This is a genomic window from Streptomyces sp. NPDC013187 (assembly GCF_042899705.1).
Classification (GTDB): Bacteria; Actinomycetota; Actinomycetes; order Streptomycetales; family Streptomycetaceae; genus Streptomyces; species Streptomyces hawaiiensis_A.
In genome coordinates this window covers 97,370-110,705 of sequence record NZ_JBIBAF010000014.1, presented here as the reverse complement: position 1 = coordinate 110,705, position 13,336 = coordinate 97,370, and the positions used below count along the sequence as shown (strand labels likewise).

The following is a 13,336-nucleotide window of genomic DNA, read 5'->3' as shown; positions in this document are numbered from 1 at the left end:
CAAATACCGACTGCGGGATGGGAGGACTCCGGTGAGCACCTTGCCGGACACGGACGCGAGCCCTATCGTTAGGCCCCAAACGACATTGCTGTCCGAGCCGCCCGGAGGCTCGCCATGACCCGCCACCACCAGATCGCGGCAGCCGCCCGCATCGGCATGCTCACCCGCGAGCGCGACACGACCTCGGCCTCCGCTCAGGCGCTGCGCGAACTCGCCCGGGCGCTGCCCCTGGACGCGGCGACCCTGCTCACGATCGACCCGCTGACCGGCTCCCACGTGCAGATCGCGAGCATCGGCTACACGGCCGAGGCCTCGCAGGCCATGGCCGGGGAGTTCGTCGCCACCCCGTGGTACCGCAACGTCGTACGGCGGGAGCTGCCGCCGTCCATCTCGGAAGACGCGGAGGACGCCGAGGACGCCGGGCTCCGTTTCCGGCACGGCTGGTTCTACGCCGAGCGGGTCCGCCCGGCCGGTTTCCGGGACGGTGTCACGGGTGCGCTGCGGCAGCGGGGCCGGCTGGTGGGTCTGGTGCACCTGTCCACCGAGAGCGCGGACGCCTACGACACCGACGCGCGGCGGCTGCTCGCCTCCGTGATCCCCGCCCTGGCGGCCTTCGCCGACCCTCTGACGCACGCCGGCGACCTGCACGGCCTGGCGGGAGAGGACGCGGCGTGCCTGGTCACCGGCGACGGCCGCGTCCTCGACCTGCCCGGCCGCGACCGGCCCCGGGTGCTGCGGGAGGAAGACGGGTTCGGTGCGCTGCTCAGCGCCTTCGCCGGCGCCGGCGGGCAGCGGCTGAGGCTGTTGTGGCCGGCCGGCGGAGTCTGGCGGCGGGTCGTGCTGCACCGGCACCCCGCCGGACCCGGCCTTGCCGCGGACGCGGTGCTGGTGCGCGAGACGCCCACGGAACTGCCGTACGGGCTGAGCCCCCGGGAGCTGGAGGTGCTCACGCGGGCGGCCACGGGGCAGACGAACCAGGCGATCGCGCAGGCCCTGTTCCTGTCCCCCCGGACCGTGCACAGCCATGTCGAGCACCTGCTGCGCAAGACCGGCTGCGCCTCGCGGGCCGAGGCCACCGCGCTCGCGGTGCGCGACGGGCTGTTGCGGCCCGACCCGGATCACCTCGCGCGGTTCGTCGAGCGGTGATCCGGGCGTCCGGGAGGCGGCCCGAGCCCGGACACGGCACGGCTCGCACCGCATCCGGCGACCCGGCCGGCGCGTCAGGACGTCAACGCCTCGACGCGCCGCACGACCTCACGGCAGAACTCCCCCACACCGTCGGGGTCGTCGATGAACTGGTTCGGCTTGACACAGAACGTGGTGAAGCCCTGCTCCACCTGTTCCGGGATCACGGACAGCGCCGCGCCGAGGTCCGCCGGTGAGCGGTCGTCGGGGAAGACGGCCTGCGTACCGCCGATCATCTCCAGGTCGGCGACGTCCCGCCCGGCCGCGGACATCGCCTCCTTGAGCCCTCGCAGGTCCTCGGGCGTGGGCCGGCCGAGCGGGTGGAAGCCGTGGCCGTGGGCGACGAGGCGGCGCAGGACCGGGCCGTGCAGGCGCTGGCCGCCGAACCAGAGCCGGGGGCCGTCGGGGCGGTGGGCCTTGGGTTCGAAGTACACGTCCCGGAAGGGGTAGTGCGGCCCGTCGTGGGAGACCGGGGACGGCCCCCAGGCTTTCGCCCAGATCTCCAGGTGCTCGTCGAGGAGCCGCCCGCGCCGGGTGAAGGGCACGCCGAGGGCGTCGTACTCGTCCTTGCTCCAGCTCACCGTGGGCTGTACGACGAGCCGGCCCTCGCTGATCAGGTCGAGGGTGCCGAGTTCGCGGGCGAGCAGCAGGGGGTGACGCAGCGGGGCGAGGACGGCCGCGGCGGCCAGGCGCAGCCGGGAGGTGACGGAGGCGATGGCTCCGAGCAGCAGCAGGGAGCTCGGCCAGGGGGTGTACGGGTCCTGGTTGCCCGGGAGGGCGTAGTCGCGGGGGTTGCCCATGATGCCGGCGGCCGCGGCGTCGGGGCCGAGGACGATGTGCTCGCTGACCATGACCGCGTCGAAGCCGGCGTCCTCGGCCTCGCGGGCCCAGCGGACGGCGGCGGGCAGATCGGCCCGGCCGCCGGTGAGGGTCCAGTTCTCGCTGAGGACGAGGAGCATGCGGGGAGGGCTGGGCATGACGGGGTTTTCCTTTCGGCTCGTACAATTTGAATCCGAACGATCGGGCGGCGGGTCGAGCCGCCCGTGTGTGACGCGTCGCGACCGGACGAAGGCCAGTCGCGACCAGACGAAGGAGCCGCCCGTGCCGGGGCACCGATCCATCACCGAAGCCGAGAAGCTCGCCGCGGCGAAGCTGGGCGGCATTCCGATCCGCCGGGAGCAGATGGCGGCGGTGGCGAACATCTACCGGGCCGCGTCCGCCGTGCGGCAGCACCTGGAGAACTCGGTGCTGCGCGGTTCCGACCTGACGTGGACGGCCTTCGTGGTGTTGTGGGTGGTCTGGGTGTGGGGCGAGTCGGAGACCCGGCACGTGGCCGAGGAGGCGGGGATCTCCAAGGGCACGCTCACGGGTGTGGTGCGCACGCTGGAGTCCCGCGGTCTGCTGCGGCGGGAGGGTCATCCCAGCGACGGGCGCCTGGTGCTGCTGAGCCTCACCGCCGAGGGCGAGGAGTTCATGACGCGGGTGTTCCCGGCCTTCAACGAGGAGGAGGCCTTCGTCACCGCCGGGCTCAGCGACGCCGAGTGCCGCAGCCTCGCCGAAGGGCTGCGGAGCGTGGTGCTCCAGGTGGAGGAGCACGGCGAGGAGCGGCGGCAGTCCCTGCTGGGCGGCGCCGAGCCCGCCCCGCGGCGCAGCGGGCGGCGGCCCCGCGCCTAGGGGGCTTCTGATGGATCTCCGCAGCGTCGCGACGCCCGGCACGCACGCACCGAACGCCGCTCCTTCTCCTGCGGAGATCAAACAGAAGCCCCCTGGCTCCCGCCGCGGCCTCACCGGGTCGCGGCCCGCACGAGCGCGTCGAACAGTCCCTGCTGGGCGGGGTTTTCGTGGGCGGTGTCCTCCGGGTGCCACTGGACGGCCGTGAACCAGCCGTTGGAGCCGGGGAGTTCGAGGGCCTCGACGGTGCCGTCGGCCGCCCGGGCCGTGACGCGCAGGCCCACGCCAGGGCGGTCGACGCGCTGGTGGTGGTAGCAGGACGCGTCCACCTTCTCGGCGTCGGCGGCCCGGGCGACGAGCGAGCCGGGTTCCAGGGTCACGGGGTGCACGAGGTGCCGGTGTTCGCACTCGGGGCCGCCCATGTCCTGCTCCAAGGTGCCGCCGAGGGCGACGTTGACGACCTGGAGGCCTCGGCAGACCGCGAGCAGCGGCATCCCCGACTCCAGGGCGTGCCGGGCTACGTCGAGGTCGAAGGTGTCCTGGAGGGTGTCCACGTCGTAGACGGTGTCGTGGGTGTCGGTGGCGCCGTAGCGGGAGGGGGCGAGGTCGCCGCCGCCGGGGAGCAGGACGCCGTCGAAGCGGGCGAGCCGTGCGGCGGTGCCGCTGTCCGCCGGGTGGATGCTCGCCGGTTCGCCGCCTGCCCGCCACACGGCCTCGACCAGGGCGCGGGCGTTGACCTCGGCGGCGTACCGGAGCGCGGAGGTCGTGGCCGAGAAGCGGGCGGGGATCGCTATCAGGGGCCGGGTCACAGCTGGATCCAGGTGGTCTTGAGCTCGGTGTACTTCTCCAGCGCGTGGGCGGACTTGTCGCGGCCGTTGCCCGACTGCTTCATCCCCCCGAAGGGCACGGTCAGGTCGCCCTCCTCGTAGCAGTTGACCCAGACCGTTCCGGCCTTGAGGGCGCGCGAGACCCGGTGGGCGGTGGACAGGTCGGAGGTCCACAGGCCGGCGGCGAGGCCGTACTCGGTGGCGTTGGCCAGCCGGACCGCCTCGTCGAGGTCGTCGAAGGCGAGCACGGACAGGACGGGTCCGAAGATCTCCTCCCGCGCCAGGCGCGAATCCGGGTCCACCCGGTCGAAGACGGTCGGCTCCAGGTACGTCCCGCCGGTCTCGGCGAGGAGGCGGTCGCCGCCGGTGCGCAGCCGGGCGCCCTCTTCGACACCGTGGCGGATGTGGTCGCGTACGCGGTCCAGGTGCGCCCGGCCGACGAGGGCTCCCATCTCCGTCTCCGGGTCGAGCGGGTCGCCCACCCTCAGGGCACGGGCCCGCCGGACCACGGCTTCGGTGACCCGCTCGGCGATCGAGGTGTGCACGAGGAGCCGGGAGGGGGCGGTGCACATCTCGCCCTGGTTGAAGAAGATGCCCCAGGCGGCGGTGGCGGCGGCCTGTTCCAGGTCGGGTGCGTCGGGCAGGACGATGTTGGGCGACTTGCCGCCGAGTTCCAGCCAGACGCGCTTGAGGTTGGAGTCGGCGGCGTAGCGCAGGAAGTGGCGGCCGACTGCGGTGGAGCCGGTGAACGCCAGGACGTCGACGTCCGGGTGGAGGCCGAGGGCGCGGCCGGCCGTGGGGCCGTCGCCGGTGACCACGTTGAGGACACCGGGTGGGATGCCGGCCTCGGTGGCGAGACGCCCGAGGAGCAGGGCGGAGAGCGGGGAGTTCTCCGAGGGCTTGAGGACGACCGTGCAGCCGGCCGCGAGGGCCGGGGCGATCTTCCAGCCGGCCAGGGTCAGCGGGAAGTTCCAGGGGACCACCGCCCCCACCACCCCGGCGGGTTCCCTGGTGACCAGGGCGAGGGCGTCCGGGGCGGTGTGCGGGGACTCGTCGGTGAGTTTGTCCGCGAGCTGGCCGTACCAGCGGAAGGTGGCGATGACGGCGCGCAGTTCGATGCCGTACGCGTCCGAGATCGGTTTGCCCATCTCCAGGGTGACCGTGAGGGCGAGTTCCTCGCGCCGTTCCTCCAGCAGGTCGGCGAGGCGGAGCAGGGCCCGGCCGCGCTCGGCGGGTGCCAGGCGCGGCCACGGGCCGGTGTCGAAGGCGCGCCGGGCGGCGGCGACGGCCGCGTCGACCTCGGCGGCCCCGCCGTCCGCGACCTCGGCGAGGACCCGGCCGTCACGCGGGGACACGACCGGGAACGTCGCCCCTGCCCCGGCCTCCTCGGCGCCGTCGATGTGATGGGCACCGGAGAGCTGGAACGCCTTGGCGCGGCGCAGCCACTCCTCGTGGGGGACGGCCGGCATGAAGATTCTCCTTTGGTCTCAAACGACATGGGCGGGGCTGTCCGTGGGCGGCCGCGACATGGGCGGGGTTGTCCGCGGACGACCGTGCTCGCGGTCAGCCGTCGGCGGCCCTGCCCCGCACCCTTGCGGCGACTAGGCCCAGCGCCATGACGACCGGGACGGAGAGGGTGAGCCACAGGGCGGTGGCGCGTTCGCCGCCGATCAGGGTGGTGAAGTTGGCCAGGATGAGCCAGATCGAGCCCGCGATGCCGAGCGCGCCCAGGGCGGGTGCGATCAGGGTGTTCCACGGGCGGGTGTCGAGACGGGCCCGGCGGAAGAAGACGACGACGGACACCGAGGTCAGCAGGTACAGCAGCATCATCGCCAGGACGGCGACCCCGCTGAACCAGGAGAACAGCGTCAGCACCGGGTCCTTGCCGGCCAGCGCGAAGGGCACCACCAGCAGGACGGCCAGGACCGTCTGGACGCACCCTGCCGTCCAGGGGGCGTGACGGCGGTTGAGCCGGCACAGCCGCGGCGGCAGCAGCCGGTCACGGCCGAGGGAGAACAGGTAGCGGTTGGCCGAGTTGTGGAAGGTGAGGATGCCGGCGAAGAGGGACGTGGCGAGCAGGACGGGCAGCACGTCGCCCACCCAGCCGCCGAAGTCGGCCGCGATGGGCGCGAAGACGAACCCGGCGCCGTCGCCGCCCTCCAGGGCCTTGCCCGCGGCCGCGGTGGCCCGGGAGGCGCCGTAGGAGGAGATGAGCATCCAGGAGACGAGGGCGAAGAAGCCGGTGACCACGGCGACCGCGAGGTACGTGGCCCGCGGCACGGTCTTCCTGGGCTCGCGGGCCTCCTCGCCGTAGATGGCGGTGGCCTCGAAGCCGAACATGGAGGCCACGGCGAACATCACGGCCACGCCCGGGGCGCCGTCCAGGGCCGCGGACGGGGAGAAGCTGTCGGCGAGGCCGAGCCCCTCGGGGCCGCCGCCCTTGAAGAGGGTGACCAGGGCGAAGACCGACAGGATGCTGAACTCCGCGAGGACGAACACGGCGAGGACCTTGGCACCCATCTCGACACCGGCCGCCCCGAGCGCCTGGACGGCGGCCATGGTGGCCAGCGTCCAGACCCACCACGGCAGGTCGAGGCCGGTGTGGGTCGCGACCAGGCCGCTCACGATGGCGCCGTAGAGGCCGTACATCGCGGCTTGGATGGTGCAGTAGGCGAAGAGCGCGAGGCCCGCGCTGCCGGTGCCGGTGGTACGGCCCAGGCCCTTGCCGATGTACATGTAGAAGGCGCCCGCGTCCACCACGTGGCGGCCCATGGCGACGAAGCCCACCGAGAACAGCAGGATCACCAGGCCCGCCACCAGGTAGGCGGCGGGCACGCCGGGGCCGTTGCCGAGGGCCACGGCGATGGGGGCCGCGCCGGCGATGCCGGTCAGCGGGGCCTGGGCGGACAGGACGAAGAAGAGGATGCCCAGGACGCCGAGGGCGTTGGGCTTGAGCGTGCCTGCGGTGGGCGCGTCCGGTTTCGCCGCGTGCCGGGAGACCGTCTGACTGTCCACTCGGATCACCTGCCAGAGGGGAGGAAGGATCGTTTCAGGCCAAACGAGTTGCCTCATCGTGAGGCGGAACTATCCGTTTGGCAAGGGGTGAGGGGCGAGGAATTCCGGCGCCGCGGGACGGAGGGCCGGGGCACGGGACGAAGGGAGCCTGAGGCCGTCACGGCGGGAGCCCTGAGGCCGTGCAGGCGGAGGGCTGAGGCCGTGCAGGCGGAGGGCTGAGGCCGTGCAGGCGGAGGGCTGAGGCCGTGACGGCGGGAGGACGGAGCCGTGACGGCGGGAGGGCTGAGTGGGTCAGGCCTTGTCGTCGCGCCGCTCGGCGAGCAGCCGCAGCACCGAGCGCAGCTCGTCCAGGGCCTCGTCGATGACCTCGCGCTCACCGAAGACCAGCTGGTGCAGGACGAGCCCCTCCAGCGTGGCGAACACCATCCGGGACAGGCCCTCCCCGATCGGGCCGGGCAGCATCTGGGTGAGCTCGCGCCGGGTCGCGTCGAAGTACTCGTCGTACAGCGACCGCAGGTGGGCCAGGAGCTCGGGGCGCCGGCGGGCTTCCAGGAGCAGTTCGTACTGGAACGCCTGGAGGTCCGGCCCGGCCTCCACCATGTCCGTCAGCCCCACCGAGAAGTCGTCGGCCTTGCCGGTCCCGGGTTCGAGGGCGCTGCTGTTGAGCGAGGAGCGGATGGCGTGGGCCACGGCCTCCTCGATCAGGGCGTCGCGGGAACCGAAGTGGTGCACCACCAGTCCGTGGGTGACGCCGGCCTCCTCCGCGACGGCCCGGTAGGTGAGCCTGCGCAACCCGCCCCGGGCCACGACCCGCACGGCGGCCTCCAGCAGGGCCTCACGGCCCGTGCCGTAGTTCACGCGTTTTCGGGGGCGGCGCCCGGCGGGCTCGGTCATGCCCGTGACCCTACCCGGGGAGCCCCGCTCCGCGACGCGGCGGCCGGACGCCACGTCATCAGCGGCGCGGCGGCCGGATGCCGCGGAACTCCCAGTCGCCGCCGAGTGCGGTCGACAGCACCTCCTCCGACTCGGTGGGCTGGGCGCCCACGTCCGTGCGGATGGCGGTCGGCCCGGTGACGATGTGGTTGGTGAGCCTTCCCAGTCCCTCGACCTCCACCTCCACCACGTCTCCCGGCTGGACGGGCCGCGAGTTGGCCGGCGTGCCGGACAGCAGGACGTCCCCGGGGTACAGCGTGATGGTGCGGGCGATGTCGGCGACGAGGTAGTGCATGTCCCAGGTCATCTCGTCGGTCGAGCCGTCCTGCACCACCTCCCCGTTGACGTACGTCCGCAGCCGCTTGCCGTGGAAGTCCCAGTCGGTGACCAGGCCGGGGCCGAGTGGGCAGAGGGTGTCGGAGCCCTTCACCCGGAGCATCGACCCGGCGTCGGTGTCGCGGAAGTCGTGCAGCCCGTAGTCGTTGGCGACGGTGTACCCGGCGATGTACTCCCCCGCGTCGGCCGGCGAGATGTTCCGCGCGGTCTTCCCGATGACGATGGCCACCTCGCCCTCGTAGTTGAGCCACTTGCAGCCCTCGGGGCGGACGATCGCGCCCTGGTGGGCATTGAGGGCGGAGGTCGGCTTGTGGAAGTAGGTCGGGGTGCCGGGAAGCCCGATAGCGAACTCGTCCACCCGGCTGCGGTGGTTGAGGTGAACGGCGATGACCTTGGACGGTACGACGGGCGGCAGATGCCGTGCGTCGTCGGTCTTCACCCGGCGGCCGTCCCCGGCGACGAGTTCGTCACCGTCGACGGTGACCTGGACGGCTGCGCCGTCGAGGAGGATACGGCGGTACTCAGGCATGGGCGGACTCCTGCGCGGTGGGGTGGTCTGCGGTCCAGCCGCCGGCCGGGCGGTCGAACCAGAGGTGGGCCTGGCCGGTGCCGACGGAGTTCTCGTAGGCGCCGTACTGGCGGGCCCGGGCGACGCAGCGCCGCTCACCGAGGGCGCCGGCCATCATCAGGTAGTGGAAGAACTTCGCCTCGGGCTTGAACTTCCAGAACTCGTCCATGGTGTCGAGGACCTTGTCGTGGCGGCCCTCCTTGAACCAGGTGATGCGTTCGTGGTCGGCCGCACGGGCTTCGGGGGTGCGGATGTGCACCGGGTCGCTCGCCTCGTGGTCGCGCAACTCGCGCAGCGGCCAGAAGGTGTGCGAGAGGGCACCGGAGGCGATGACCAGTACGCGTCGCCCGGGCGTCGCGGCGATCCCGTCGGCGAGGGCCCGCCCGAGCCGCAGGTGGTCCTCCATGTCGCCGGTCTGGCAGACGCCGATGGTGACCCACCGCTTGTCGGGCAGCCCCTCCCCCAGGTACTTCCAGAGGTTGAGGGTGGCGTAGTAGATCGGCAGGTACTCGTCGTCGATCGGGGTGATCCAGGTGCCGTGCTTGTCGGCGAACGCGGCCACGTTGTGGGCGAGTTCGGGATCGCCGGGGAAGTCGTACGGCATCCTGCACATGCCGCGCGGCAGTTCCTCGGAGGTGAAGAGCCCGGCACGGCGCGTTTGCGCGGTCACGACGAACTCGACGGTGGTCGCCCAGTGCGAGTCCAGGACGACGACGGTGTCGTAGTCGTTGGCGGCATCCCGCTCGAACACGTCCCGGCGCAGCTCCCGCAGCCCGGTGACGAGGGTGATCTCCTTGCCCTCGTTGAGCTCCAGCCGGTCGGCCTCGGGCAGCACGATGGTGGGCACGTGGGCGAGCAGCCCGGCCCCGACGATCTCACCCATGGTCCTGGTCCCATCCCTTCGGGGCGGTGACGGTGTTCTTCAGGTCGCAGTAGAAGTCGAAGCTCCAGGTCCCGCCCTCGCGTCCGACCCCGGACCGGCGGGAGCCGCCGAAGGGGGCCTGGAGGTCGCGCACGAAGAAGCAGTTGACCCAGACGGTGCCGGCGACGAGCCGCGCGGTCACCCGCTCCGCCCGCTCCCGGTCGCCGGTCGCGACGGTGGCGGCCAGCCCGAACCGGGTGTCGTTGGCGAGCCGTACGGCCTCGTCCTCACCGGCGAAGGTCTGGAGGGTCAGGACCGGCCCGAAGACCTCCTCCTGCACGATCTCCGAGTCCTGGGCGACATCGGTCAGCAGGGTCGGCGCGTAGTACTGCCCCTCCTTGCGGTGCCCGCCGATGACCGCCCGCGCCCCGGCGGCGAGGGCCCGCTGCACGAAGCCGTCGATCTTCTCCAGCTGGCGCGGGTGGATGTTGGGCCCGATGTCGGTGCCCTCCTCACGCGGGTCGCCCTGCCGCAGGGCCGAGGCCTTCTTAACGAACCGGCGGGTGAACTCCTCGGCGACCGGCTCCTCGACGAGCAGCCGGGTCGCCGCCAGGCAGACCTGCCCGGCGTTGTCGTACTGCTCCACGGCGAGGTCGACGGCCAGGTCGAGATCGGCGTCGGCGAACACCAACAGGGGTGACTTCCCGCCGAGTTCGAGACTCAGGGGCGTGAGGTTCGCCGCGGCCGAGGCGGCGATCCGCTGGGCCGTCGGCACCGACCCGGTGAAGCTGATGCGGCGCACGTCGGGGTGGGAGGTGAGCGCGTCGCCGACCTCGGAGCCGTACCCCTGGACGACGTTGAGGACACCGGCCGGCAGTCCGGCGTCGGCGGCGATGTCGGCCAGCAGGGAGGCGGTCAGCGGCGACCACTCGGCGGGTTTGAGGACGACGGTGTCGCCGGCGGCGAGGGCGGGGGCGACCTTCCAGGTGGCCAGCATCAGGGGCGCGTTCCACGGCGTGATCAGCACACAGGGCCCGGCCGGGTCCCAGCTGACGTGGTTGGTGTGCCCGCGCGTCTCGAAATCCTCGTGCTCGAGGCGCAGCAGCCAGTCGGCGAAGAAGCGGAAGTTGTGGGCGACGCGGGGCATGACACCTCGCCGGTGGGAGCGCAACAGCGCTCCGTTGTCCGTGGTCTCGACGATCGCCAGCTCCTCGATCCGCTTCTCGACACCGTCGGCGATGGCGTGCAGGATGCGGGCGCGTTCGGCGCGGGGGGTGGCAGCCCAGCCGGGAAACGCGTCCCGGGCGGCGGCGACAGCGGCTTCGGCTTCGGCGGGCCCGCCCCGGGCGATCTCGCCGAGCGCGGTGCCGTCGATGGGAGAGTGATCGGTGAAGGTCCCGGCGGAGGCGACGCGACGCCCCCCGATCCAGTGCCGGGTGTCGACGGATACACCGGCGACGGTGATGTTGTCAGGCATGAGAAGAGTTCCATTCAACGAGGGGCATTGCACTTCCCTAGGGGCGCGGGGACTGCGCGATCAACCACGACGAGGCCCGCACCCGCCCACATATGTCACCCGGCAACCACCCCGGACGTACCACTCTCCAGCAGCCGCCCCCCGTCCCAAACCACCCCGACCTGCCGGTAATACGCCGCGATCGGCTCCCGTACCTCCAGCCGCGCCAGCTCCTCCGTCGGCGCCTCGAACAGCTCCAGCTGCGCATCGCCCACCCACGGTCGCCCACCCTCGAAGGACGCGGCCCCGGACTCGATCAGCTCATCGAGGGCGAGCCCCTTGCCCTTCTCGATCGACGGCAGCCACCGGTGATGCGCCATGGGATGCGCGTTGACGAACCCGCCGCTCCCGGACGGCTCGCGCAGGGTCACCACGGCCTGCGCGAGACGCCGGTCCGCGGCCGCCAGGGTCGCCCCGAACCGCGCCCCCGCCTCGATCCGGGGAGCGGGCCCGTAGGGATGCGGCCGCGTCTGGTGGATGGAGCCGAGCTTCTTCGGATACCCCTGGTGCAGCCCCCGCGCGATGGCGAAGTCCTTGTCCACCCAGATGTAGACGCACCGCGAGTACGTCCGCCCCCGGAACCGGCACCGCACCACCGCGAAGGCCTCCTTGTACTGAGCCCGCACGGGATCCAGCAGTTCCTCCCCGGAAGCCGAGCACGACTGCCAGTCGGCCCAGATCAGGGCGACGGCCCCTGGATCCTCCTCCGCCAACTCCAGTGGCTCGGGCAGCAGTTCGCGCACGCGAGCGGGATCCGTCCGGTACTCGACGGTGAGCAGGTCACCGGAGTAGCGCCAGGGCGGGGAGGGGATCAGCGACGACGCGCCCGTCGCCGTCTTGGGAGGGAAGTAACCACGAAGACCGGTCACGAGAGGGCTCCTTGCGAGGTGAGGGCGGGCTGCTTCAGCAGTTCGGTGCGGTACCGGGCGGCGGCCCGGGCCGCTGAGGGTCCACCGAGCGCTACGACACCGACCAGCGGACCGTCGCGGTGGTAGCCGACCAGCACGTCCCCCGCGAGGTCGCCGTCCAGGACCCGGACGTCGCCGAGCCCCAGACCGGGCGCCCCGAAGGACTGCAACCGGAAGTCGTGCTGATCGCTCCAGAAGGTGGGCAGGGGTGCGAAGGGCTGCAGAGGGGCGTCGCCACCGACCAGCACCTTCGCCGCGTGCCTGGCCGAGTCGGTCGGCACGGACCAGTGCTCGACCCGCCGGGGCACACCGTCGTAGCGGGCGTTCGGGAAGCGGGCGACATCGCCGACCGCGACGACGTCGCGACGGCCGCCGACGCGCAGGTGCTCGTCGGTGAGCACGCCGTCGCTCAGGTCGAGCCCGTTGCCGTCGAGCCACTCGGTGTTGGCGACCGATCCCACGGATTCCACCACCACGTCGGCGGGCAGCGCGGTCCCGTCCGTGAGCACGACACCGGTGACGCGGTCGCCGCCCTCGAACCCGGCCACGCCCGCACCGAGCACGAAGCGGACCCCGCGCTGCTCGTGCCGCCTGCGCAGTTCCCGCGCGAGCAGTTCCCCGAGCGGACCGATCATCGGCAACGGCAGCGGATCGACCACGGTCACCGCGGCGGCACCGAGCCCGACCGCCGTGGCGGCCACCTCGCAGCCGATGAACCCGGCGCCGATCACGACGACCCGTGCGCCGGGCCTGGTCAGCTCGCCCCGCAGCAGCTGGGCGTCGTCGATGGTCCGGACCGTGTGACGGCCCGCGACCGGCCCGGGGCAGGGCAGCCGCCGGGGCCGCATCCCGGTGGCGACGACCAGGCGGTCGTAGGAGAGCACCGAGCCGTCATCGAGCTCGACGGTTCGCCCGGCGAGCCGGGCCGAGACGATCCTCGTGCCCAGCCGCCATTCCACGTCCGTGGCGGACGCCTTCGGGGTGAAGGCGAGTGACGCGAACGATGCCTTGCCCGCGAGAACCTCCTTGGACAGCGGGGGCCGGTTGTACGGAGGGTGCGGCTCGTCGCCGATCACCGTGATGCCGCCGGTCCAGCCCGCGGCGCGCAGCTGCTCGGCGGCGCGCAGTCCGCCGAGGGAGGCGCCGGCGACGACGATGCGCCCGCTCATGTCAGTCCTCGATCCGGATGGCCTGCAGCGGACAGACGTCCGCGGCCTCCTCGACCTCGTCGCGCAGGGCGTCGTCGGGGTCGGGGACGTAGGCCAGGCGGCCGTCGTCGTCCATCCGGAAGACGTCGGGTGCCGAGAAGACGCACTGGCCGTGGTCCTGGCACTTGTTCATGTCGACGACGACCTTCATGGCCGGTCCTCCTGAATGTGAGGGCGTCGAAGCGGAAGGGAAAGAGGGGCCCGGCCGGAAGGGGCCGGGCCCCGGCCAACGGGGTGCGGTCGAACGCGCCCCGAACTCGTTTGGCTTCAAACAAGGTAGGCAGGGGCAGGGGTCTGGTCAAGAGCT

General features: G+C 72.5%; 13 protein-coding genes. 2 read left to right on the top strand and 11 right to left on the bottom strand.

Features of this window, described 5'->3' with window-relative positions; genetic code table 11:
- The first annotated feature begins 114 nt into the window (after nt 1-114).
- Complete coding sequence (locus tag ACFY5B_RS28330; protein ID WP_389974345.1) at nt 115-1,146, top strand: response regulator transcription factor; 1,032 nt, start codon at nt 115-117, stop codon at nt 1,144-1,146.
- A gap of 74 nt (nt 1,147-1,220) precedes the next feature.
- Here ACFY5B_RS28330 and ACFY5B_RS28325 read toward each other — a convergent pair whose 3' ends face one another.
- On the bottom strand, nt 1,221-2,162 hold the full coding sequence (locus ACFY5B_RS28325) for a TIGR03619 family F420-dependent LLM class oxidoreductase (RefSeq protein WP_389974342.1): 942 nt from the start codon (nt 2,160-2,162) through the stop codon (nt 1,221-1,223).
- Nucleotides 2,163-2,286: 124 nt separating this feature from the next.
- On the opposite strand from ACFY5B_RS28325, the gene ACFY5B_RS28320 reads away from it, so the two are divergent.
- On the top strand, nt 2,287-2,859 hold the full coding sequence (locus tag ACFY5B_RS28320; RefSeq protein WP_389974340.1) for a MarR family winged helix-turn-helix transcriptional regulator: 573 nt from the start codon (nt 2,287-2,289) through the stop codon (nt 2,857-2,859).
- Nucleotides 2,860-2,969: 110 nt separating this feature from the next.
- On the opposite strand, the gene ACFY5B_RS28315 is transcribed toward ACFY5B_RS28320, so the two are convergent.
- The 10 genes from ACFY5B_RS28315 to ACFY5B_RS28270 all read right to left on the bottom strand — a co-directional run bounded on the left by ACFY5B_RS28315 (nt 2,970) and on the right by ACFY5B_RS28270 (nt 13,180).
- Complete coding sequence (locus tag ACFY5B_RS28315; protein WP_389974337.1) at nt 2,970-3,665, bottom strand: gamma-glutamyl-gamma-aminobutyrate hydrolase family protein; 696 nt, start codon at nt 3,663-3,665, stop codon at nt 2,970-2,972.
- Complete coding sequence (locus tag ACFY5B_RS28310; RefSeq protein ID WP_389974334.1) at nt 3,662-5,152, bottom strand: aldehyde dehydrogenase; 1,491 nt, start codon at nt 5,150-5,152, stop codon at nt 3,662-3,664. Before ACFY5B_RS28310 ends, ACFY5B_RS28315 begins: the two co-directional genes overlap by 4 nt.
- A 94-nt stretch (nt 5,153-5,246) precedes the next feature.
- The gene (locus ACFY5B_RS28305; protein ID WP_389974331.1) at nt 5,247-6,698 is read right to left on the bottom strand and encodes an APC family permease; all 1,452 of its coding nucleotides are present in this window, start codon (nt 6,696-6,698) and stop codon (nt 5,247-5,249) included.
- A gap of 291 nt (nt 6,699-6,989) precedes the next feature.
- Nucleotides 6,990-7,592 (bottom strand): TetR/AcrR family transcriptional regulator, encoded by a 603-nt coding sequence (locus ACFY5B_RS28300; protein WP_389974328.1) that lies wholly within the window; start codon nt 7,590-7,592, stop codon nt 6,990-6,992.
- A 58-nt stretch (nt 7,593-7,650) separates the two neighbouring features.
- On the bottom strand, nt 7,651-8,496 hold the full coding sequence (locus ACFY5B_RS28295) for a fumarylacetoacetate hydrolase family protein (protein WP_389974325.1): 846 nt from the start codon (nt 8,494-8,496) through the stop codon (nt 7,651-7,653).
- Nucleotides 8,489-9,418 (bottom strand): 3,4-dihydroxyphenylacetate 2,3-dioxygenase, encoded by a 930-nt coding sequence (locus tag ACFY5B_RS28290; protein ID WP_389974322.1) that lies wholly within the window; start codon nt 9,416-9,418, stop codon nt 8,489-8,491. The genes ACFY5B_RS28295 and ACFY5B_RS28290 overlap by 8 nt, the downstream gene beginning before the upstream one ends.
- A complete protein-coding gene (locus ACFY5B_RS28285) occupies nt 9,411-10,874 on the bottom strand; it encodes an aldehyde dehydrogenase (RefSeq protein ID WP_389974320.1) in 1,464 nt (487 codons plus the stop codon). Before ACFY5B_RS28285 ends, ACFY5B_RS28290 begins: the two co-directional genes overlap by 8 nt.
- A gap of 95 nt (nt 10,875-10,969) precedes the next feature.
- On the bottom strand, nt 10,970-11,782 hold the full coding sequence (locus tag ACFY5B_RS28280; RefSeq protein WP_389974317.1) for an acetoacetate decarboxylase family protein: 813 nt from the start codon (nt 11,780-11,782) through the stop codon (nt 10,970-10,972).
- A complete protein-coding gene (locus ACFY5B_RS28275; protein ID WP_389974314.1) occupies nt 11,779-12,990 on the bottom strand; it encodes an NAD(P)/FAD-dependent oxidoreductase in 1,212 nt (403 codons plus the stop codon). The genes ACFY5B_RS28280 and ACFY5B_RS28275 overlap by 4 nt, the downstream gene beginning before the upstream one ends.
- 1 nt (nt 12,991) lies before the next feature.
- Nucleotides 12,992-13,180, bottom strand: a complete 189-nt coding sequence (locus tag ACFY5B_RS28270) for a ferredoxin (RefSeq protein ID WP_031108213.1) — start codon at nt 13,178-13,180, stop codon at nt 12,992-12,994.
- Nucleotides 13,181-13,336: the final 156 nt, after the last annotated feature.

Excerpts from the sequence above, each read along its gene's own strand:
- ACFY5B_RS28330 (WP_389974345.1), top strand. The coding sequence starts at position 115 with ATGACCCGCCACCACCAGATCGCGGCAGCCGCCCGCATCGGCATGCTC.
- ACFY5B_RS28325 (WP_389974342.1), bottom strand. The coding sequence starts at position 2,162 with ATGCCCAGCCCTCCCCGCATGCTCCTCGTCCTCAGCGAGAACTGGACC.
- ACFY5B_RS28310 (WP_389974334.1), bottom strand. The coding sequence starts at position 5,152 with ATGCCGGCCGTCCCCCACGAGGAGTGGCTGCGCCGCGCCAAGGCGTTC.
- ACFY5B_RS28300 (WP_389974328.1), bottom strand. The coding sequence starts at position 7,592 with ATGACCGAGCCCGCCGGGCGCCGCCCCCGAAAACGCGTGAACTACGGC.
- ACFY5B_RS28295 (WP_389974325.1), bottom strand. The coding sequence starts at position 8,496 with ATGCCTGAGTACCGCCGTATCCTCCTCGACGGCGCAGCCGTCCAGGTC.
- ACFY5B_RS28290 (WP_389974322.1), bottom strand. The coding sequence starts at position 9,418 with ATGGGTGAGATCGTCGGGGCCGGGCTGCTCGCCCACGTGCCCACCATC.
- ACFY5B_RS28285 (WP_389974320.1), bottom strand. The coding sequence starts at position 10,874 with ATGCCTGACAACATCACCGTCGCCGGTGTATCCGTCGACACCCGGCAC.
- ACFY5B_RS28275 (WP_389974314.1), bottom strand. The coding sequence starts at position 12,990 with ATGAGCGGGCGCATCGTCGTCGCCGGCGCCTCCCTCGGCGGACTGCGC.
- ACFY5B_RS28270 (WP_031108213.1), bottom strand. The coding sequence starts at position 13,180 with ATGAAGGTCGTCGTCGACATGAACAAGTGCCAGGACCACGGCCAGTGC.